This window comes from Proteiniclasticum ruminis DSM 24773 (assembly GCF_000701905.1).
In the GTDB taxonomy this organism is placed as follows: Bacteria; Bacillota; Clostridia; order Clostridiales; family Clostridiaceae; genus Proteiniclasticum; species Proteiniclasticum ruminis.
Map to the genome: position 1 here is coordinate 122,601 of NZ_JNKC01000006.1, position 21,706 is coordinate 144,306.

At 46.8% G+C, this 21,706-nt stretch carries 14 protein-coding genes; 13 read left to right on the top strand and 1 reads right to left on the bottom strand.

Features of this window, described 5'->3' with window-relative positions; genetic code table 11:
* Positions 1-101: 101 nt before the first annotated feature.
* Positions 102-2,621: an ABC transporter permease subunit gene (locus T487_RS0108830; RefSeq protein ID WP_031576548.1), complete on the top strand. Its 2,520-nt coding sequence runs from the start codon at positions 102-104 to the stop codon at positions 2,619-2,621.
* A gap of 2 nt (positions 2,622-2,623) precedes the next feature.
* Positions 2,624-3,478, top strand: coding sequence for a retropepsin-like aspartic protease (locus tag T487_RS0108835; protein ID WP_031576551.1), 855 nt, complete (start codon positions 2,624-2,626; stop codon positions 3,476-3,478).
* Between the two features lie 91 nt (positions 3,479-3,569).
* On the opposite strand, the gene T487_RS0108840 is transcribed toward T487_RS0108835, so the two are convergent.
* Entirely contained in the window at positions 3,570-4,406 is an 837-nt protein-coding gene (locus tag T487_RS0108840; RefSeq protein ID WP_031576553.1) for a hypothetical protein, read from the bottom strand.
* Positions 4,407-4,653: 247 nt separating this feature from the next.
* Here T487_RS0108840 and T487_RS0108845 point away from each other — a divergent pair, with 247 nt between their 5' ends.
* From T487_RS0108845 to T487_RS0108895, 11 genes are all read left to right on the top strand, one after another.
* Complete coding sequence (locus T487_RS0108845; protein ID WP_031576554.1) at positions 4,654-6,807, top strand: TIM-barrel domain-containing protein; 2,154 nt, start codon at positions 4,654-4,656, stop codon at positions 6,805-6,807.
* Between the two features lie 23 nt (positions 6,808-6,830).
* Positions 6,831-8,309 (top strand): 4-alpha-glucanotransferase, encoded by a 1,479-nt coding sequence (gene malQ / locus T487_RS0108850; RefSeq protein WP_031576555.1) that lies wholly within the window; start codon positions 6,831-6,833, stop codon positions 8,307-8,309.
* A 2-nt stretch (positions 8,310-8,311) separates the two neighbouring features.
* Complete coding sequence (locus T487_RS0108855) at positions 8,312-10,687, top strand: glycogen/starch/alpha-glucan phosphorylase (protein WP_031576556.1); 2,376 nt, start codon at positions 8,312-8,314, stop codon at positions 10,685-10,687.
* Positions 10,688-11,042: 355 nt separating this feature from the next.
* Complete coding sequence (locus T487_RS0108860; protein WP_031576557.1) at positions 11,043-12,386, top strand: sugar ABC transporter substrate-binding protein; 1,344 nt, start codon at positions 11,043-11,045, stop codon at positions 12,384-12,386.
* 166 nt (positions 12,387-12,552) lie between these two features.
* Positions 12,553-13,011 (top strand): hypothetical protein, encoded by a 459-nt coding sequence (locus T487_RS0108865; RefSeq protein ID WP_031576560.1) that lies wholly within the window; start codon positions 12,553-12,555, stop codon positions 13,009-13,011.
* 15 nt (positions 13,012-13,026) lie between these two features.
* Positions 13,027-15,111, top strand: coding sequence for an ABC transporter permease subunit (locus T487_RS15445; protein WP_036909339.1), 2,085 nt, complete (start codon positions 13,027-13,029; stop codon positions 15,109-15,111).
* Positions 15,111-16,016, top strand: coding sequence for a sugar ABC transporter permease (locus T487_RS0108875; RefSeq protein ID WP_031576564.1), 906 nt, complete (start codon positions 15,111-15,113; stop codon positions 16,014-16,016). The genes T487_RS15445 and T487_RS0108875 overlap by 1 nt, the downstream gene beginning before the upstream one ends.
* A gap of 26 nt (positions 16,017-16,042) precedes the next feature.
* Positions 16,043-17,128 (top strand): ABC transporter ATP-binding protein, encoded by a 1,086-nt coding sequence (locus T487_RS0108880; protein ID WP_031576566.1) that lies wholly within the window; start codon positions 16,043-16,045, stop codon positions 17,126-17,128.
* A gap of 32 nt (positions 17,129-17,160) precedes the next feature.
* Positions 17,161-17,994, top strand: coding sequence for a LacI family DNA-binding transcriptional regulator (locus T487_RS0108885; protein WP_162178242.1), 834 nt, complete (start codon positions 17,161-17,163; stop codon positions 17,992-17,994).
* Between the two features lie 86 nt (positions 17,995-18,080).
* Positions 18,081-19,814: a glycoside hydrolase family 13 protein gene (locus T487_RS0108890; protein WP_036909340.1), complete on the top strand. Its 1,734-nt coding sequence runs from the start codon at positions 18,081-18,083 to the stop codon at positions 19,812-19,814.
* Positions 19,815-19,831: 17 nt separating this feature from the next.
* Positions 19,832-21,613 carry an alpha-amylase family glycosyl hydrolase gene (locus T487_RS0108895; protein ID WP_036909341.1) on the top strand — a complete coding sequence of 594 codons (1,782 nt, stop codon included), beginning with the start codon at positions 19,832-19,834 and terminating at the stop codon, positions 21,611-21,613.
* The last annotated feature ends 93 nt before the right edge of the window (positions 21,614-21,706 follow it).

A 21,706-nucleotide genomic window follows, 5' to 3' on the forward strand; every position in this document is an offset into this window, starting at 1 on the left:
CCATGGAGATACTGACACTTTATTGTTCTTTTTTTAAATAGCATAAAGTGGTATACTGCATATAATTATGAATGTGCAGTATAGATGATATGGAGGAAGATATGAAAAAGCTTAACTATCCGCTGATGATCGGTGGACTCCTTTTTTTGATCCTGATGTTTGCGTATGTTTCCCCGGAGAGTTTCACGGGGAAAGATCCGATGTTTGAAGAACCCCATAAGAATATGGAAATGTTGGTGGAGGGGGAACTGAAAGACGTGTTCACCATGCATCCCATTTTCCCCAATAAGGAGAATCTCATGGGCACCGACGATGCGGGCCGGGATGTGTACACAAGACTCGTTTATGGCACCCGAAACACCCTGAAACTTGGATTCATGATTGCTTTATTCAGGCTGCTTCTGGCACTGCCCATGGGGATTTTATCCGGCATGGGGAAGAAGTTTTTTCAAAGGCTTCTTCTTTTTCTCAGCACCTATTTCAGTGCTGTACCCATCCTCATCCTCTCCTATCTGATCTTCCGGCTGAACTTCTTTAGATCACTTCAGATGGATGCGTCCATTCTTTGGTTTTCTGGGATCCTGGCCGTTCTTGGCTTTTCTAAAGCAGCGGTGATCCTATCAGATGCGGTGAAGCGGATCATGAATGAAGAGTTCATCGAAGGTCAGGTGGCCATTGGTAAAACCTGGCCGGAGATCATCCGGCAGAATATCTTGCCCCATGTGATGCCTGTGGCCATCAGCACGTTCTTTAAAGAAGCAGCCCAGGGGCTTTTTCTCATTGCCCAGCTGGCGGTTCTTGGGATTTTTGTGGGCACCATCCGGGAAGTGAAGGCCATGTCTTTCCGTTCTGGTTATGAAATGAGCCTGGAACCGGAGTGGGGGTCCATGCTTATGAACCTTACCAAAGACATGCAGAGAATGGAGGCCCAGTGGTGGCTGGTGGTCTTCCCTGTGGCGGTGTTCTCTTTCGCAGTGCTTTCACTGAATCTCCTGGGTGAGGGCCTTCGGCTGGAATTTATGAAAAGAAATTCACGATTCGTCAGCTATATGAGAAAAGCCTTTTATGTGCTTTCTCCTAAAATGCTATTTCTTGAGATGAAGCAGTTTAAAAAATACTGGAAGCCTGTGGTTTTAAAGTTCTCTGTGGTGGCCGCCGCTCTTCTTCTTTTCTTTCTGCCAAGATATCAGCCCCTGGGGGATTTCCAGGTGGAAAATGCCATGGCGCATCTGGAAGAGCTCTCTTCCAAAAAGTATGAAGGGAGAGTCTCCGGCAGTGAGGGGCACCGCCTGGCTGGAGAGTATATCAAAGATCATATGACGTCCCTGGGATTCACCATCGAGGAGCTGCCCCTCCGGTATGCGTATATGAAACAGGAGCTTCTGGGAAATACGGAATATAATTATGAAGGAGAAGAGCCCGTGGTGCTGCCTGGCATGGAGAAGGACTATGTGCTCACAGAAGGATCCCCACTCATTTTAAAAGAGGCCACCGTGACTGTCACCGATGAGAAGGGACAGAAGGAAGTGTATCAGGTTCATGAGGATTTCAGTATCCTCTCACTGCCCATGGAGGATCGTCTTCCAGGGGAGAAAGTCACGGTAGAGGGGACAACTTTTATAGAGGAAGAAGGCTATGAGGGAGAAGAAAAGAGCCTGATGCCAGTGGTGACTTCAGGTCTTGATGAGACGGTGCTGTTTTCTTATGGCTTTGGTGTAGAGGGAGGCGCTCTTCCTGATGGGATAGAAGCTGTAGCAGTGTTTCAGAACGTCACTGGTCATGAAGCGAGATCCAATACCTACAGCGGATATCAGCTGAAAATCATGCCCTTTGGCGAGCTTTCCGAGAAGCTTTCTAAGGGCAATCACAAGGTGACCATAGAGTACACCATACCAAGTTATACAAAATACTCTGGAAGAACCATGGAGGCATGGCTGCTTCCAGAAGGCAGAAGCTTGGATGACCAGGGAGAGATTCTCATCATTGGGGTGCCCTATGATGGGGTTTATCAAAAAGATGGCGGATCTTCTGTAGAAGGCACCGTTCCTGTAGCCATGGCGCTGGAGCTTGCTAGAGCCATAACGGATGGAGACAGAAGTTATGAGAAACCCATCCTGTTTTTATTCTTTGATAAAGAAATCGATCCACTTTCATCTGCCTACACCAAAGGCAGTGGAAATTACTATATGAGGCGCACGGAACTTTCTGCCAATGGCGGATATTCCTATCTGGAGCTCATGGGCACAGGTCTCAAAGGAAATAAAGTGGTGGATCTTGTGGCTTATTTCGGTCAGCTGGATAAGGAGAATTCCTTTAGAAGCATTCTGCAGATGGAAAAGATCTTAAAAGAGGAAAAGGTGCCTTACCTGAGGACCCAGAACCTGCTTCCTACAGAAGGTGCTTTACAAAGCCGGGGAGTCCTGGATACCACCTCGCCTTCAATACTAGAGTTCAGAGCCAATGCACATATCGCCATTGGCGTAGGAAGTGCCTACAGAAATGCCATGGGTACAAAGAAAGATACGCTGAAGAATGTCAACGTGAAGAAAATGGAGCGGACAGGAATCATGCTGACGGATCTTCTCATCAGCAAAGAATATTTCAGGCTGGGGGTGGAGTAGCGATGGAAAAGCATCATGTTGAGAGAGATAACAAGGTAGAGGAGGAAGACAAGAGTGGCTCTAAGCTCGTCTTCTCAAAGGAACAGTTCGCAGGGCTGATCTTTCTGCCGGTGATCCTCAATGGGCGAAGAATCATTGCATTCTTTGATACTGGGGCAGGCATGACTTTCATCAGATCCTCTCTTGCAAAAGAGATGGGTCTGAAGGAGCAGTCTCAGCTTCTGGGAGTAAACAACCAGGGAAAGCAGATGGACTTCAGAACTGTCGAGGTAGGCAGTCTGGTTCTAGGGCAGGAGTGGATGGAGAATCTATCTGCAGGCGTGGTGCCAGACGAGTCCCTGGATTTTGGACATGACTCGGAAGGCAATGCATTTCCAGCGGATCTCATCTTAGGATGGGATGTCATAGGAAATGTAAGGTTCGCTTTTGATATGAGGAAGAGAGAGGTCCTGGTGAAACCTGGTGGGGGAAGCCCTCAGGAGGATTCTCTAAAATGGGACAGGTTTCCTGAAATTCAGATAGACTACCAAGGGATGAAGTACCCCATGGGTTTTGATACGGGGCATACTGAAACCATGCTGGATGATTCCTGGCTGAACCGGATCCAAGGCCTTCATTCTTCCAGTGCAGTAGTACAAGGCATTGGTTCCCGGTCGGAGGAAGAGGTGCACATCGCCGACAGGTTGACCTTCTTTGTATATGGGCAGGAAGTGATGCTGGAGCATATCGAAATCATGAACCACAAGATTCCCGGAAGCGAACCTGGTTCTATTTCAGGTCTTCTAGGGATAGATTTGGTGAAAGGAAAGAGATGGACCATGGACGGAAAAAGCCGTCACTTTCAAATTCTAGATTGATACAAGTATAAAATGAATACGCTGAGAAACAAGTCCCTATGGAATTTGTCTCTCAGCGTATTTCTTGTTATGCAGAAAAGTTCTGGTGTCCTTAAATCTTCTTCACCTCGGACAGAGCATCGATTCTTCGCTCCACATTCTCCAGCCAAAGATCGATGCCTGAGCGCGTCCAGTCCATGGGAAAGAGCAGCTCCTCCTCCACCAGAGGATGAAGAGCCATCATATCCGGATGCTCTGCTCCCTTAGACAGGCAGTTGCCACAGAGATACTCGTTGTCTCCGATGGCGTAGGCATACTTGATGTGTGGGGTGTTGAACCGGTGAAGGACGCATCTTTTTCCAAAGACCAGCTTCACTTTGGTGCCATCCCCGATGGTGATGGTGATGCCTTCTTGCCAGCTGCTCTCCAGTGCTTTTTTCTCCTGGTCAAAAATGCACTCGTTGAGAAGCTCCATCTCACGGAGCTCGTCTAAGAGCTTTGGCAGCGTCGGCAGGTCACTGATATTGTTAGCGTCAGATATGATCTTTGCAAACTTCCAGGGATAGGTGTTGCTTGTGAAAAACACTGCATCAGAAAGGCTCCAGTCCAAGGGAAACATGATGTTTTCCTCAATCTCCTCGTACTTTCGCAAGGTTCTGTGGCAGGTGAGACACTGGTATTTGTTCTCCCCAATTCTGTAAGCGAAGGTCTCCTTCTTTTCATAGAAGGAATGACCAGCACAGATGATGCCGCTAAGGAGCTGAACCTCGGTACCATCTTCAATCTTTAGTGTTGCGCCTTCCTGGAAGGCTTGATCCACGGCCTGGAGTTCGTCTTTTCCATACTCTCCTTCTGTGATTTTCTTCTTCACTTTCTTATAGATGGACTTCAGAGAGGGCAGGGATTCGATACTTCTTGATTTTGCGATGATTTCCAGAAACTTTTGCATCTATGGGCTCCTTCTTGGATCTGATGTTATTTTTGGCTTCTCAGATTCTTTGTTCTTCTCATTATAACATTTTTCAAAGGAAACAAAGAAGGATCTTCAAAAAGTGGTGATATTACTGGGTTGAAATACCACGCGAGAACACGAGACTATAAAAATTTCATAATAACCTTTACAATCGTCGATTTTATAATATAATGGACTTAAGAAATTAGTGCAAGCGGTTGCACTGAATCAGATGGAGGTCAAAATGGAAGCATTTAAGATGACAGACAACGTCATGGGCTTTCGATTTGGAAACCCTGTGGAGACTGGGGTGATCCAGGGAGAGAAGACACAAGTAGAAATGAATCTTCCCATTGAACTACGGGAAGAGGGCGGAAAAGCCACATTTACATTGAAGCTGACAGAAAATGACCGGGTCTACGGTCTTGGACCAAACCTTGGTGGGATCAATAAGAGAGGCAGGATCTACGAATCCTACTGTACCGATGATCCTCTGCATCACGAGGATAAGACAACCCTTTACGGTGCTCATAACTTTTTTGTGCTGGAAGATGATGATGTGGCCACGGGCTTTTTCATCGATTTTCCCGGCCGTGTCAAGTACGATGTGGGATTCACCACCCTGGAGGAGCTTCAGGTGGAGATCCATGGAAAGGACTTTGATATTTATCTGCTGGAAGGTTCATCCATCAAAGAGATTGTGGCAAGTTTCCATAAGCTTGCGGGTAAGCCTTATATGCCTCCCAAATGGGGCCTCGGGTATTTCCAGTCCAGGTGGGGATATCAGACAGAAGAGGATGTGAAGAAGGTCTATGAGACCTTCAAGGAAGAAGAGATTCCACTGGATGGTATTTATCTGGATCTGGATTACATGGAGGACTTCAAGGACTTCACGCTTTCAGAAGAGAGATTCCCGAACTTCAAAAAAATGGCGCATGAAATGAAGGAAGAAGGGGTAAGGCTCATCCCCATCATTGATGCAGGCGTGAAGATCGAAGAAGGATATCACGTCTATGAGGAAGGCATAAAGGGAGACCACTTCGTGAAGGATGCAGAGGGCAAGCCCTATGTGGCAGCTGTATGGCCAGGAAAAGTGCATTTCCCGGATTTTCTGAAAGAAGAAACCCAAAAGTGGTTTGGAGACCAGTACAAGATCCTCACGGATGCAGGCATTGAAGGAGTCTGGAATGATATGAATGAACCCGCCATCTTCTATGATGAGACTTCGCTGCAAGAAGGGGTGGAGGCAGCCATCCTTGCCCAGGGCGGGAACCTGAATGTCAATGCGTTCTTCTCCTTACGGGACAAGTTCATGAACATCGGCAACAAGCTGGAATACTACAGAAGATTCTTCCATGAAATTGGAGACAGAAGGCTCACCAATGAGGAAGTGCATAATCTTTACGGATACATGATGACAAAGTCTGCCTCTTTAGGGCTTAGAAAGCACCTGGGAAAGAGACATGTCCTGATTTCAAGAGCTTCCTCCATCGGGATGCACCGGTACGGTGGCCTCTGGACCGGAGACAACAGCTCCTGGTGGAGTCACCTCTCCTTGAATCTTCGTATGCTGCCTTCCCTCAACATGTCCGGTTTCTACTATGTGGGCGCTGACACAGGAGGATTTGGCGGTCATGTCAGCGGTGAGCTTCTCACAAGATGGCTTCAGCTGTCTGTGTTCACACCTCTTCTTCGAAACCACTCTGCCATCGGCACCAGGGTTCAGGAACCCTATGCCTTCGGAGATGCTCTCACAAGAGCGAACAAGAAGCACATCGAAAGACGCTATATGCTGATTCCTTATCTGTACTCTGAGATGCTGAAGACCTATGAAACAGGAGGGATGATGTTCACGCCTCTTGCCTTTGAATTCTTCGGGGAAGAAGCTCAGCAGGCTGAAGATCAGATGCTTCTCGGAGAAGAGCTGATGCTGGCTCCAGTGGTCTCGCAGAATGCCAAGGGCAGGTATGTGTATCTGCCAGAAGACATGGTGCTGGTGGACTTTAAAAAATATGACTCCTCTCTGACACTTCTGAAAGATGGGGTGCATTATGTATCCTATACACTGGATGATCTGAAGTTCTTCTTAAGAAGAAACAGGATGATGCCCTACACCAATCCTTCCCAGACGGTGAAGGATCAGGATCTATCTGTGCTGAAGGTGCTCGGTTATGTGGATACAGAAGCAGTCTATGTGCTCTATGACGACGATGGTGAGAGCTTCGGCTACGAACAAGGAAAGATTTACAAAACAACACTCTATGCAAGAAAACTGGAGACCGGCGGTATGAAAGTGGAAGCAAAGAGCAATCATCCAGACCTTCAGACGGTGAATTTCACCCTCATGGATGGCGCTGGTGAAATATGGAACGAGGAGGTAAAAGTTCAGCGGGGATAACCCTTCGCTGAATGAGAACAGGCATGAAAAGACGCAGCAGCGGTATACTGATGCACATTTCCAGCTTACCAGGTCCCTATGGAATTGGAGATTTTGGAAAAGGTGCCTATGACTTCGTGGATTTTTTAGACAGAGCCAATCAGAAGGAATGGCAGATCCTGCCCCTGGGCATCACCGGATATGGAGATTCCCCCTATCAAAATTTCTCTGCTTTTGCAGGAAATCCTTACTTCATTGACCTTCATGAATTTTTGAAAGAAGGTTTTCTGGAAGAAGAGGAAATAGGACTGCTTCCTCTTGGAGACAATCCAGAGAAGGTGGATTATGGGATCCTCTACAAAAACAAAATGGAGCTTTTAAGAAGAGCCTATAAAAGAGCCCGAAGAAGCATCAAAAAAGAACTGGATGCCTTCTATCAGGAAGAAGCGTCCTGGCTTCGTGATTTTGCCCTCTTTATGGCTATTAAAGCAGAGCATCAGGGGATTTCCTGGCTCCGATGGCCGAAAGAGTATAAAGACAACAAATCAAAAGCGGTGCTGGAGTTTGAGAAAAACCATGAGAAAGAGATGTACTTCCATGTGTTTGTCCAATATTACTTCTTCAAGCAGTGGAAAGCCCTGAAGAGCTATGCCAACGACAAGAATATCCGAATCATCGGAGACATTCCCATCTATGTGGCGGAAGACAGCTCAGATCTATGGGGCCATAAAGAGCTTTTCAAGGTAGATGAGAAATTTGTGCCCCTGACTGTGGCTGGATGTCCTCCAGATGCTTTCTCAGAAACAGGGCAGCTTTGGGGAAATCCCATTTATGACTGGGAAGCCATGGAAAAGGATGGATACCAGTGGTGGGTGGAAAGAATCCGTGCAAGCTTCCTCATCTATGATGTGGTGCGCATTGATCATTTCAGAGGATTTGAAGCCTACTGGGAGATTAAAAACGGTTCTGAAAACGCAGTAAAAGGAAAATGGACCAAAGGACCAAACTTCAAGCTCTTCAAAAAAGTGAAGGAAGAGCTGGGAGATCTCGACATCATTGCAGAAGACTTAGGCTTTCTCACAGAAGAAGTGCATGAACTCATTGAAGAGACAGGCTATCCTGGAATGAAGATCCTTCAGTTTGCCTTTGATCCAAGAGAAGAATCCGACTATCTGCCACACACTTACAAGAACAACTGTGTGGTCTATACGGGAACCCACGACAATGACACCATCATGGGATGGATCAAAAATGTGAAGTCGGAAGATCTCATGCATGCCGGAAATTATCTCAAGCTGAGCTTTGAAGAAGGCATCAACTGGGGATTCATCCGTGGAGCATTCAGCTCTGTGGCAGATATGTGCATCATCCCGATGCAGGACTTCCTGGGCCTTGGAGAAGAAGCCAGAATGAATATTCCATCCACCCTTGGAAACAACTGGACCTGGAGAATGAAAGAAGACGCGCTGACTGAAGGACTGGCGGAAAAAATCGCTGGACTTACTAGATTATACGGGAGATAAGAATGAATAGAGAATTGATTACATCGAGAATGCAGGGATATGCCCTTACAACATTTGGAATGAACTTTGAAGATCTTGGCAACAAGGAAAAGTACACTGTATTTTCCAAAGCCATCATGGAAGACATCCTGCCTCAGTGGCAGGCATCTTTGAAGAAGTTTGACGGAAAGAAAAAGGCGTACTATCTTTCTGCAGAATTTCTCATGGGACGTGCTCTATCCAACAACCTCATCAATCTGAGAAAGCTCGAGGAGATGAAGGAAATGCTGGAAGGTCTGGGCATCGACTACAACGTACTGGAAGAAGCAGAAAGTGATGCAGGTCTTGGAAATGGCGGTCTTGGAAGACTGGCTGCCTGTTTCCTGGATTCTGCAGCGACCTTAAACTATTCCCTCACAGGGTATGGCATCCGCTACAACTACGGTATCTTTGAGCAGCAGTTCATCAACGGCTATCAGGTGGAAAAAGGCGATGAATGGCTTTCCCAGGGAGACTCCTGGTCCGTAAGAAGAGAAGACAAGAAAGTCCTTGTGACTTTCAAGGATCAGACCGTAGTGGCAGTGCCTTACGACACACCCATCATCGGTTTTGGTGGAGACACCATCAACACCTTAAGACTCTGGCAGTCAGAAGCGGTGAATGCATTTGATTTCGGTGCCTTCAACAATCAGGACTATGATAAAGCGGTAAAGGAAAAGAATGATGCGGAGAACATCTCCAAGGTCCTTTACCCCAATGACTCCATGGAAAAAGGAAAGATTCTGAGACTGAAGCAGCAGTACTTCTTTGTATCTGCTTCCCTGCAGGACCTCATAAGAGAGCATAAGAAGAACCATAACGACTTCAAGAACTTTGCAAAGCTCCATGCAGTGCAGCTGAATGACACCCATCCAGCGGTGGCAGTGCCTGAGCTCATCAGACTTCTGGGACTGGAAGGCGTAAGCTTCAAGAAGGCCATGTCCATTGCGGTGGATACCTTCGCCTATACCAACCACACCATTTTGAAGGAAGCGCTGGAGCAGTGGTCCGTGAAACTTTACAAGAAGATTCTTCCGGATGTGTACAAAATCATCGTGAAGATCGACAACATGATGAAGAAGGAGCTTCTGGAAAAGGGCGTTTCTGAAGACAAGCTTTCTGAGTTTGCCATCATCGCAGACGGCAACATCAAGATGGCGTGGCTGTCCATTTATGGCACCCATTCCACCAACGGTGTGGCTCAGCTTCATACAAACATCCTGAAGGAGACCGAGCTTCGTGAATGGTACCTGCTTTATCCAGAGCGGTTCAACAACAAGACCAATGGAATCACCCAGAGAAGATGGCTTGTGGAAGCAAACCCTCGTCTTGCGGAGTTCATCACAGAGCTTCTTGGAGATGAATCCTGGATCACAAACCTGGACAATCTGAAAGAACTGAAGAAGTTTGCATCAGATGATGAGGTTATCCGAAGATTCATTGAGATCAAAAAGAGCAAGAAGAAAGAGCTGAAGGAGTATATCCTGGCGAAAGAAGGCGTGGAGATTGACGAGAATTCCATTTTTGACATCCAGATCAAACGTCTTCATGAATACAAGAGACAGATACTAAATGCCTTCCATATCCTTTATCTCTACAATAGACTGAAGGAAGACGAGAGCTTTGACATCACGCCAAGAACTTTCATCTTTGGCGCAAAGTCTGCACCAGGGTATGACAGAGCGAAAGCCATCATCAAGTTCATCAATGCCATTGCAGAACTTGTGAACAATGACGAGAGCATTAAGGGCAAAATCAAGGTGGTCTTTGTGGAAAACTACGGCGTTTCTTACGCCCAGAGGCTCTTCCCCGCAGCGGACATCTCCGAGCAGATTTCTACAGCTGGCAAGGAAGCTTCCGGTACTGGAAACATGAAGTTCATGCTGAACGGTGCACCCACCATTGGAACCTTTGATGGAGCCAACGTGGAAATCGTGGAAGAGGCAGGACTGGAGAACAACTATATCTTCGGACTCACGGTAGAGCAGATTGAAGAAATCAAGGACAGTTATGATCCTGTGAAGGAACTGAAGAAGAACAAGAGGCTGGAGAAGGTGGTGAATGCCCTTACCGACGACACCTTTGACCTGAAGCCTGAAGAGACCTTTGAAGAACTGAAGAACTCACTTCTGAAGGGAGCATCCTGGCATACCCCGGACAACTACTTTGTCATCAAGGACTTTGATGCATATGTAGAAGCTCAGGAGAAAGTAGGAGAAGACTTTAAAAATGAGCTGGAGTTCTATAGAAAGGCATTCATCAATATGGCTTCCGCTGGAAAGTTCTCCTCGGACAGAACCATCGAAGAATATGCCAAGGAAATCTGGAACATCGAGAGCATCACATCCCGTGAAGTCTAACTCGTTCTAGAATAAAACAAGGGAAAATCCTTAAGGTGAGATGAGAGTGGATTCCTATTGGGAATCAAGGATTTTGGCAAAGTGATATACGTTGTGCAAACGCTAGCACTAAGATTTTGCCAAAATCTGCTCTTTTTTCACAAAATAGGGTGGATTTTTCCGAAAAAAGAGGGTATAATCAAAGAGTAAAGCGTTTTCATTTGAGTTTTTGTGCAAGCGTATGCACCGAAGCGAAGCGGCTGTGTCCATTCTAGCATGCTGTGTTCCGGGATATACCTTATACTTTTCACTCTCAAGAAAACGGTTACGGTTTGATTCAATATATCAAAATACAACTGTATTAGGAGGATAAAAAATGAAGAAAATCACTTCACTCGTACTTGCCCTGATGCTGTCACTTTCAGTAGCTGCATGCGGATCCAAGGATGAACCAGAAACCCCAGAGACCCCAGGAGAAACTCCTGTAGAGACCCCAGGTGAAGAGCCTGGCGAAGAAGGACTTACAGGTTCCATTACTGTTCAGGCTGAAGAAGGTTGGAAGGCTTACTACGAAGCTGCTGTTGCTAGATTCCTAGAAAAGAACCCAGACGCTTCCGTTGAACTGAAGATTACTGGAGCCTTTGATATGCTGGACATTCTGGACAGCACAGACCCATCCAATGAAGACATCGCTGACGTTTATGCAATTCCTGCAGACAGACTTGCTGGCCTGAACCAGAACGAAGCTCTTGCACCAATGGATGCAAAGGCAATGGCTGAGAAGGTCGGCGGATTTGCAAACTATGATGCAGGTCTTGGCGGAAACTTCAACGTGGACGGCGACTACCTTGCATTCCCAATGAACGTTGAAACACTTGTTGTTTATGCAAACAAGGCAAACGCTGAAGCAGAAGGCATTGACCTGACCAAGAGCATCGAAATGAACGAAGCTGGTCTGAACCTTCTTATTCCAATGTTTGATGCTTGGTTTGGCGTAGGTGTTCTGAACTCCTCCGACATCGAGCTTCTTGGAAAGAACGACGACGGCACACTCTTCTCCGATTTCACAGCTGAATGGGCTGACCTTGCTCCAGAAAAGCAGGCTACAGTTACAGCGATTTTTGAATACTGGAAGAAGACACAGGAAACCAATGCTTCCCTTTGGGATGCTGAAGCTGCTTGGGGTATACTGGATACCGAATTCACCACTGGTGGAACAGGCGTAGCTAGAATTTCCGGTCCATGGGATGCTGGCACATTCACAACCCAGGCTGGAGAAAACCTTGAAATCATGCCAATCGGAACTGTTACTGTTGCTGGAAAGCCAATGAAACACTGGAAGGGCGGATGGGGACTTGCCATCAACTCCAGAAATGAAGGCGACGACGAAAAGATGGCACTTGCTGAAGCATTCATCGTAGAACTGATGAACACAGACTACGCTGTAGACTTCTTCAAGGGTACAGGCAAGATCATGGAAAACGTTCCTGCTGATGTATACCTGAGCTCTGACCTTTCCGATCAGGAAAAGTCTATCATTGAGAACGTACTTGCTTCCTACCAGGATGCACCTGCAAGACCTCTGTTCCAAGAATGGGGATCTGTATGGGATACATGGAAGAACGCAGTACTGTCCTGGTCATCTGTAAAGCCTGCAGATGCTGAGGCAGCTTATAAGGAAATCAAGGCAGCATTCGATGCAATGATGCTGAACTTCTAGAATAGACAGAATAGATTTTTGGGGGAAAGAGAGGCTTAGGCCTCTCTTTCTATACCTTATAGGAAGTTTTGATGGTAGAATGATATAAGAGTGAATGGACAAAAACCAAAGACAAAAAGAGAAGTCCGAAACAAGACAGATGTGGAGAACATAGGAAGGAAGAAGCATGAACACTTATCAGAAGTTTCCCAAAAAACAGTTATATATCATCCTGGCCGCAGCGGCTCTTGTGATCTTTGCCAGTTCACTGGATGTGCTGATGCGCGTGAAAGACGCATCGGTCTTTGAAGCCTGGAAAGAGAGTGCCATAGCCTTTGGGACCTTTACAAGTGAGAATCCTCCGACCCTCAATGATTATGTGGGTGTGGAGCTGTTCAGATATCTTTTTAAGATTGCCATTCCAGTAGGATTTGCGCTTCTGACGTTTCTGACCTATCAGAAACTGACCTTAACCAAAATCTATATCTTCATCTGGTCTGTGCTTCTTGTGGGAGGCCTGGCTTATACATTCTTTGAACTGAATTTTTATTCGGTATTCTATTATCTGGTGATAGCAGGATACCTGATCCTCATACTGACGGTTCTCTCTCTATTTGAAGAGCTGAACAAGAGTAAAAAATTGTAAAGGTGGGAAGAGATCGTGGCGAAATACAGCAAAGTCCTTTATGACTATATTGGACGAACCTATGAAAGAAAGAATCTGTATCTCAAGGAAGTCGCATTGCTCCAGGATAAGATCCGGGAAGGCTCTCCAAAAGAGAAAGAATCCTTGAAAACTCAGCTGAAAGAATTGATAAGCAAGAAAAATGACCATCCGTATCTGAAGGAACTGAAAGAATACGATCATAAAGAAAAGAGGTTCCTGGAAGATCTTAAGAAAAAATCAGCACAGCATCAAGCGTCTCTTGAGAAGGGGCTTTCAAAAGATGTAGTACATTTGGAGCGCTTGCTATTTGAGAGCAAGGCGAAAATGGAATTCTACAAAGAGTACACCGGCCTGACCTATGATGCGGTGTATTTCTATAAAGAAGCGTCCATTCATCAGAAGCTCATACCAAACATCATCTACAACATCAAGAAACTGGAAGAGGACCTGCGCAAAGCGGAGAACTACCATGGAGAAGAAAACAAGGAAGCCATTGCTAGAGAGATAGGCCGCTTCAAGAGTGAGCAGAATGCGATCTATGAGAAAAGACTCGCGGAGCTGAAAGAAAAAAGAAAAGAAGGACTGATTTCTGAGAAAGCACTGAAGAACGGAAAGAAGGAACTGAAGAAAAAATATCAGTATGCCGTCCGTGTGAAAGAATACGAAGATCCAGACAAAATGAAACGAGAGCTCATAAAGAGCAAGAAGTTTGAACTGAAAGACTACACCAAGGTTCAGAAAAGAGTCCTCAATGCTGACGTGGCCGATGCCAGAAGAAACACACCGACTGAAACCATGAAGACCACACCGATCAATACGATCGCGGGAGCATTGATCCCAGGACTTGGACAGCTTTTAAACAAACAGCCGGTGAAGGCAGCTCTGTTCTTTCTTGGTCTTCTCTTTGTCTATGTGGTGGCCATTCCTTATGCCTTAGGCTACGGAAATTATCAGGGCGAAGGCATCGCGGGACTCATCAGTCTTGCGGAAGGGGCCAGAAGAATCGATAAGTCACTGATCTTCATGATTGAAGGCATCGTGGCCATCGTGTTCCTGCTTTTTGCTGCAGGCATCATGGTGGCGAACTTCAGAGATGTTCGTGGCGTAGAAAAAGGCGTCATGAAAGGAATTCGCGAAAAGAACTGGTTTGAGACCACTCAGACCATTGAAGAAGATGGATTCCCTTATCTTGTGTCCATACCCGCTCTCATCGTCATTTCCTTTATCGTCCTTGTACCGATATTCACAGCGATTCTCCTTTCCTTTACCGGAATGGATCCAAAGAATCAGAGCAAGTTCCCTTGGGTGGGCATTCAGAACTATAAGCTCATCGCACTGGGAGAAGGACTTGCTGGATCTGTTTTCTGGCAGATCTTCGGATGGACGATCATCTGGACATTAACGTCTACCACCTTGGCAATATTCATCGGATTTGGACTGGCACTTCTTGCCAACAATCCAAGAATCAAGGGGAAAGGCATTCTTCGTATGATCTACCTGTTGCCTTGGGCAGTGCCTGCTTTTATCACCATCATGTTCTTCAGTATCATGTTCTCTACTCAGGGAGCCTTGACGGAGGTGGTGCAGAATGTCTTTGGTGTTGCCATTGACTTTAAGAACAGCACCTTCTGGTCCAGGTTCATTCTGGTGATGCTGCAAGGGTGGCTGGGAAGCTCTTATGTGTTCCTTCTCTCCACGGGTGTTCTTCAGGCGATACCAGAAGATCTCTATGAAGCGGCGGACATAGACGGCGCCAACACCTGGCAGAAGATCAGAAGAATCACGCTTCCTATGGTTTTATTCCAGACAGCACCGCTACTCGTGAACCAATATACCTTTAATTTTAATAACTTCTCCATCATCTATCTCTTTAATGGTGGAGGACCCTTCAATCCAACGAAGTATGGAAACCTGGCGGGATCCTCGGATATCCTCATTTCCTATATCTATAAGCTGACCATGGACAATCAGTATCAGGCCATTGGTGCCTCGATCTCCATTGCCATCTCCCTGGGGCTTATGGTCTTCGCATTCATTGGATTCAAGAACTCAAAAGCCTTTAAGGAGGAGAGACTGTAATGAGTATTTTCAAGAAAAAACAAGAACTTTATCTGTCAGACAGACAGCCTCTCACCGTGGTTGGGAAGATTCTTCTTCTTGTGAGCTACGCCATCCTCTTCGGATGGGCCTTTGTCATTGTGTGGCCTCTGACCCAGATGGTCGTCTCTGCCTTCAACGGTAATCAGGGGAGATATCTGATCCTCAATAAAATTACGGATGAAAGCTACATGTTCTCCCTGAAGCACTTTGAGTTTCTGTTCACAGAAACCAAATATCTTCTATGGGTGAAAAACACACTGGTCATCGCCATTGCCACAGCGACTCTGACCATCATCATTGTCTCCTTTACTGGATATGCGTACTCAAGATTCCGCTTTAAAGGAAGAAAAGCAAGCCTCATGGCCATCATGCTGATTCAGACCATTCCTTCCTTTGCAGGAATCACTGCGTACTACACCATGCATTCCATCATCTCTTCGGTGGCCCCAGTGTTTACCAGACAGATGATGCTGATCCTCATTTACGCCGGTGGCGGTATTGCTGCCAACACCTTTATCCTGAAAGGATATATGGACTCCATCTCTACAGAGCTGGATGATGCGGCGAAGATTGATGGATGTTCCAACATGAAAGTGTATAGACTCATCATCATGCCCATTGTGCGGCCAATGCTTTCGATCATCGCCCTCTGGTCTTTCATCGGACCTTTCATGGACTATCTGCTGCCACGAGTGCTCCTCACAAACGCCAATGACTATACATTGGCCCAGGGGCTCTACACACTCATGAACAATAGAGAAACATTGAACCAGCCGGCCTTTGCCGCTGGAGGGCTCCTTACCGCTGTACCGATTGTCATCTTGTTTGCAGTGCTTCAGAAGCAGCTGATTTCAGGACTGGCACAGGGCTCAGTGAAGGGCTAAAAATAGGAACATGGAGGTAGAAGTAAATGAAAGTATCCTTAAAAAATATCGGTAAGAAGTATGAAGGCCGGGAAGAGTTTACCTTAAGAGACATCAACCTGGAAATAGAAGATAAGGATTTCTGTGTCATCCTGGGACCCTCAGGCTGCGGAAAGACCACACTTTTAAGAATGATTGCAGGCCTCAACTCCATCACAGAGGGAGATCTGCTTTTCAATGACAAAAGAATGAATAAAGTACCATCCAAGGACAGAGACATAGCCATGGTGTTCCAGAGCTATGCCCTCTATCCTCATATGACCGTCTATGACAATATGGCTTTTTCCCTTGCCATGAGAAAAGAGAGAAAGACCGTCATTGATGAGCGTGTAAGAGAAGCGGCTGAGCTTCTTCAGATCACCAATTATCTCCACTCTAAGCCATCGGATATTTCCGGCGGTCAAAGACAGAGAGTTGCCCTGGGGCGTGCCATGGTGAGAAAACCAAGAGTGTTCCTCATGGATGAGCCTTTGTCAAACCTGGATGCGAAGCTTCGTGAACACATGAGAGTGGAGCTGGTACGTCTTCATAAATCTCTGGAGACCACGTCCATCTATGTCACCCATGACCAGACAGAAGCCATGACCATGGCGACGAAGATTGTCCTCATGAACGAAGGAAAGATCCAGCAGGCAGGTAAACCGGATGAGTTCTACAATAAACCTGCCAATCTCTTTGTTGCAAGATTCATCGGTTCTCCAACCATGAACATCTTCGAAGGGAAGATCGAAGGGGGAAGATTCATCTCCAATGACGGCTCCATCAAGGCTTCTGCAAGTCCCCATGATGAATCCCGTGTGAAGGCCTTTGAAGGAAAGAACGTATCCCTTGGAATCCGCTCTGAAAGATTTCTTACCGGGGAAGCGGAAGAAAAGATTGAAGTGAAAGTGGATGTGGTGGAAATGCTGGGTAAAGAGAAGATTCTTTACACCAACCTGCCATCTGGGGATGAAGTGGTCATCTCTGTCCCAGGTCATCTGGAATTCTATGAAGGAGAAAGCTACACCTTTGGCATCGACCACGGATCCCTGCACTTCTTTGATACAGAGACAGGAAACAGAATCAATATTTAACAGCTAGAGGAAAGGGAGAGTAGAAGACCTTGATGAAGACGAATCAGACTACGGTCAAAGATGTGGCCCTAAAGGCAAAGGTTTCGCCTTCCACAGTATCCAGGGTGATTTCCAATCATCCGAAAATCAGTGAGGAGACGAGAAAAAGAGTATTGAAAGTCATGGACGATCTGGGATATTATCCCAATGCCATCGCCCGTTCTTTGGCATCCAAAAAAACAGGTACTTTAGGGGTGATTCTGCCGAACCGTACTGAGGACCTTCTTCTGAATCCTTTTTTCCCGGAAGCCCTCAGAGGCATCATCAAAGGAGCGGCATCCGCTTCCTATGATGTGCTTCTCTCCAGCTCCACTGAAGGGAAAAGTGAACTGGAGATTGTCAAAACCTTCATCAGAAGCTCCAAAGTGGATGGCATCATCCTCATGAGCAGTAAAGTCAATGACGAGTGCCAGGAGTATCTTTCAAGCATTGAGTTTCCCTTCTCTCTCATTGGTTCTCCCTATGACCATAAAGAGAAGGTCAATCATGTGGACAACGACAACTACATGGCAGCCTATGAGCTCACCACCTATCTCAGCATGATCGGCAGAAAACGTATTGCTCTCATTGCCTTTGGTGCCACCAAGGTCTTCAAGACAGCTGGAATCTCCATTCCTAAGGACCTGGCCATTGCAAGCTTCAACAACAGTATCCTTTCCAGGTACTCGGATATTCCACTGACCAGCGTGGACATCAATTCCTTTGATCTTGGATACTACTCCGTGGATCTTTTGGCAAAAGCCATCAATGAGGGGGTAAAGGGCAGAAAGCTCATCATCCCCTATGAGATTGTCAAAAGACAGTCCACGGAGGGAGAGGCAAAGTAGAATTTTTCAAGGTGCCGTAGCAACGTCTATGGCCCTTTTTTTATAACCATCATGAATCGTATAGACAGAAAAAGGAGATTTATCCTATGAATTTGCATGCATTATATCACCAGACCACTGTGCCCTATGCCTATCCTCTGGATGAGGAGCATCTTTATGTGAGGCTGCGGGCAGCCAAAGGAGATCTTTCGGAAGTGAAGGTCTACTACAGGGACCGCTATCAGTGGCCTGCTCTCTATAAGATCAAGACGCTGAAAAAGTCCTACGCGGACAAGCTGTTTTCTTACTATGACACTGCGCTGGCCCTCCATAGGAACCGGTATGCCTACTACTTTGTGCTGCGCACCAAAGAAGGGAGAAGGTATGTCATGGATGAGCGTGGGGTGTGGGAGAAAAAGCCCAGGGTCCTAAGACCCTATCAGTTTCCTTATATTGCTTCAGAGGATGTCTATAAAGGAGCAGACTGGCTGAAAGAGGCCATCTGTTACCAGATTTTCCCAGACCGGTTCCACCGGGGAGAAGAAAGCGATCAGGTCATTGAGGAGACTTCCTTAGCATCCTGGGGAGCGAGACCCACCACAAAAAACCATTTTGGCGGAAACATCAAAGGCATCACGGAGAAAATTCCCTATCTCAAGGAGTTGGGTGTAACGCTTCTCTATTTTACTCCGCTGTTCACCTCTTCCTCCAATCATAAGTACAATACCAAAGACTATCTGGAGATCGATCCGAGATTCGGTTCTCTGAAAGAAACCAAAGAGCTGGTGAGGCTTTGCCATGAGGCTGGCATCCGGGTGGTCTTTGATGCGGTGTTCAATCATACAGGACATGATTTCTTCGCCTTTCAGGATGTACTGGAAAAAGGCGAGGAGTCAGAGTATGCAGACTGGTTTCATATTGATTCTTATCCTGTGTCTCTGGCCAAAGCCAATTATTACACCTTTGCAAACCGTGTGTCCTATATGCCCAAGGTGAATCTCAAAAACCAGGGCATCCGGGATTATTTCCTTAAGGTTGCCAAGTACTGGATCCGGGAGGTGGGCATTGACGGCTATCGCCTGGATGTCTGTGATGAACTGTCCCATGATTTTCTGAAAGATCTTCGGAAGGCCGTGAAAGAGGAGAAGGAAGATGCAGTGCTCATTGGGGAGATCATGCATGAAGCGGAGACTTTTCTGGATGGCACAGAGCTTGATTCCATCATGAATTATCCCTTCCGGCATGCCATGGTGGATACCTTTGCCAGGGAAGAGCTTTCCCTTTCTGAGTTTTTCCAGGTGCTTTTGAAAAATCAGGTGCTTTATCGGGAGGACATCACCGCCCAGATGCTGAATCTTCTGGGCAGCCATGACGTGCCAAGGTTTTTGACGGAGTCTGGTGGAAACAAGAAGAAACTTATGCTGGCCACGGCCTTTCAGTTCCTCTACAAGGGAGTGCCCTATGTCTATTATGGGGATGAGATCGGTCTTACCGGAGGGAAAGATCCTCTTTGCAGAAAGACCATGATTTTTGAGGAGGACCGTCAGGATGAGAAGCTTCTTTCGTTCTTCAAGACCATGATCCGTTTGAGAAAAGACCATCCAGTACTTACCCATGGTCACTTCACCTTAAAGAGTGTGGAAGAGAAGACCTTCCACTTCACAAGAGAAGATGACAAGGACCGGGTGGAGGTCTTCTTTAATCTTGCACCGGATGAAAGACGGGTGCCTCTGGATAAGAACCTGCATGGCATCAATCTTTATACTGGTGAGGAAGTGGATGCGGATGGCAGCTGTGTTCTTTCAGGACAGTCGTTCCTGGCTGTGCTGGTAAAAAAATGAAAAGGAGAAGAATCACGATGAATAAACGAAAACTCCTAAGTGTGCTCCTGGTCTCTGTTCTATCTATAGGGCTTTTCGCCTGCAAGAAAGACGAGACCATCTATAGAACCTCCAGCGAAGGAGCCTTCGCCTACGAAAATGCCACGGTGTATTTCGCCATGACGGACCGGTTCCTGGATGGGGATGAGAAGAACAATGATTCTTACGGCAGAAAGAATCCCGATGAACTGGGAAAGAGCATCGGCACCTTCAACGGCGGGGACATCAAAGGACTCACAAAGAAGCTGGAGGAAGGGTACTTTGAGGATCTGGGGGTCAATGCCATCTGGATCACCGCCCCTTATGAGCAGATTCACGGCTATATCGGTGGAGGAGAGCGGGGAGATTTTGCCCACTACGGTTTCCATGGTTATTATGCCCTGGACTGGACCATGATGGACCGAAATGTCGGTACCGTAGAAGAGTTCCGCACCTTTGTGGATACGGCGCATAGCCAGGGGATCCGCATCCTCATGGATGTGGTGATGAATCATGTGGGGTATCCCAATCTTACGGATATGCTGACCTATGACTATGGCAACGTGAACCTTCCGGAAGGGTATGAAGTGAAGGAAGGCATGGACTTTTTTGACTACAGCAAATACGTCGACTACGAGAGCGAAGCTTCTTTTGAGAACTACTGGGGAGACTGGGTCCGAGCTGGGCTCCCAGGGTATGAGGAGCCAGGAGAATCTGAAATCACCCTGTCTTTGGCGGGTCTTCCTGATGTGAGGACGGAAGTGGAGGAGGATCTGGGTCTTCCACCGATTTTAGAGAGAAAATGGGCCATGGAAACGGATAAAGAATATGAGGCTTATATTCTGCCAGCTTCCAAAGAGCTGAGAAAAGACCTTGGCCTTCCACCTTATGCCTACATCACCAAATGGCTTGCAGCCTTTGTGGAGGAGTTTGGGGTAGATGGTTTCCGCGTGGACACCGCAAAGCATGTGGAGATTGAGCGCTGGGAAAATCTGGGAAATGAAGCCCAGAAAGCGCTGGAGTCCTGGCGGGAGAAGAATCCGGAGAAACCTGGAGCAGACTTCACGGAGGATTTCTTTATGGTGGCGGAGGTCTGGGGCCATGGGGTTCTGAAGGACTACTACTTTGACCATGGATTTGATGCGGTGATCAATTTCACCTTCCAGGGTCTTAAAAAAGATGGCCCAGCATTTAGAGCATCCTCCATGTCTGGGGTGTATGAGAATTACGCCAAGACCCTCCATGGAGAAGATCCTTTTAACGTTCTCAGCTACCTTTCCCAGCATGACACCACTTTGTACCCCAGAGAAAAGCTCATAGAAGGGGCCACAAAGCTGCTTCTCTTGCCTGGTGCTGTGAAGATTTTCTACGGAGATGAGACTGCAAGGCCCATGGGGGATGGCGGTTCTGACAAAACCCAAGGGACCAGGTCTCCCATGAATTGGGACAGCGTGGACGAAGAGGTCCTTGCGCATTTTAAGAAGCTAGGAAGCTTCCGGAACCGGAACATTTCTGTGGGGGCAGGCACTCACGAGATGCTCTCAGAAGAGCCGTTCGTTTTCACCAGAACCTATGATAAAGAAGGGATCTTTAATCGCGTCCTTGTGTATCAGGGGCCAGGGGGCCAAGTGGAGCTGGATCTGAAAGCTGCTTTTGAGGACGGGACGACCTTGAGAGATGCTTATACCGGAACCCTTTATGAGGTGAAGGAAGGAAAAGTAACGCTACAGGTGCATGAAATCGGGCTTTCCTTACTGGAAGCCGTGGAAAAAGTGGAGTAAAAACAGATCATGGAGAAGACCTGTGAATCTTTTGTGAAAGGATTCCAGGTCTTCTTTCCTGCTCTTTATAGCGCTGAACAGGAAGACTATAAT

Excerpts from the sequence above, each read along its gene's own strand:
- T487_RS0108885 (WP_162178242.1), top strand. The coding sequence starts at position 17,161 with ATGAAGACGAATCAGACTACGGTCAAAGATGTGGCCCTAAAGGCAAAG.
- T487_RS0108875 (WP_031576564.1), top strand. The coding sequence starts at position 15,111 with ATGAGTATTTTCAAGAAAAAACAAGAACTTTATCTGTCAGACAGACAG.
- T487_RS0108835 (WP_031576551.1), top strand. The coding sequence starts at position 2,624 with ATGGAAAAGCATCATGTTGAGAGAGATAACAAGGTAGAGGAGGAAGAC.
- T487_RS0108860 (WP_031576557.1), top strand. The coding sequence starts at position 11,043 with ATGAAGAAAATCACTTCACTCGTACTTGCCCTGATGCTGTCACTTTCA.
- T487_RS0108880 (WP_031576566.1), top strand. The coding sequence starts at position 16,043 with ATGAAAGTATCCTTAAAAAATATCGGTAAGAAGTATGAAGGCCGGGAA.
- T487_RS0108830 (WP_031576548.1), top strand. The coding sequence starts at position 102 with ATGAAAAAGCTTAACTATCCGCTGATGATCGGTGGACTCCTTTTTTTG.
- T487_RS0108895 (WP_036909341.1), top strand. The coding sequence starts at position 19,832 with ATGAATAAACGAAAACTCCTAAGTGTGCTCCTGGTCTCTGTTCTATCT.
- T487_RS0108840 (WP_031576553.1), bottom strand. The coding sequence starts at position 4,406 with ATGCAAAAGTTTCTGGAAATCATCGCAAAATCAAGAAGTATCGAATCC.
- T487_RS0108865 (WP_031576560.1), top strand. The coding sequence starts at position 12,553 with ATGAACACTTATCAGAAGTTTCCCAAAAAACAGTTATATATCATCCTG.
- T487_RS0108845 (WP_031576554.1), top strand. The coding sequence starts at position 4,654 with ATGGAAGCATTTAAGATGACAGACAACGTCATGGGCTTTCGATTTGGA.
- malQ (WP_031576555.1), top strand. The coding sequence starts at position 6,831 with ATGAAAAGACGCAGCAGCGGTATACTGATGCACATTTCCAGCTTACCA.
- T487_RS0108890 (WP_036909340.1), top strand. The coding sequence starts at position 18,081 with ATGAATTTGCATGCATTATATCACCAGACCACTGTGCCCTATGCCTAT.
- T487_RS0108855 (WP_031576556.1), top strand. The coding sequence starts at position 8,312 with ATGAATAGAGAATTGATTACATCGAGAATGCAGGGATATGCCCTTACA.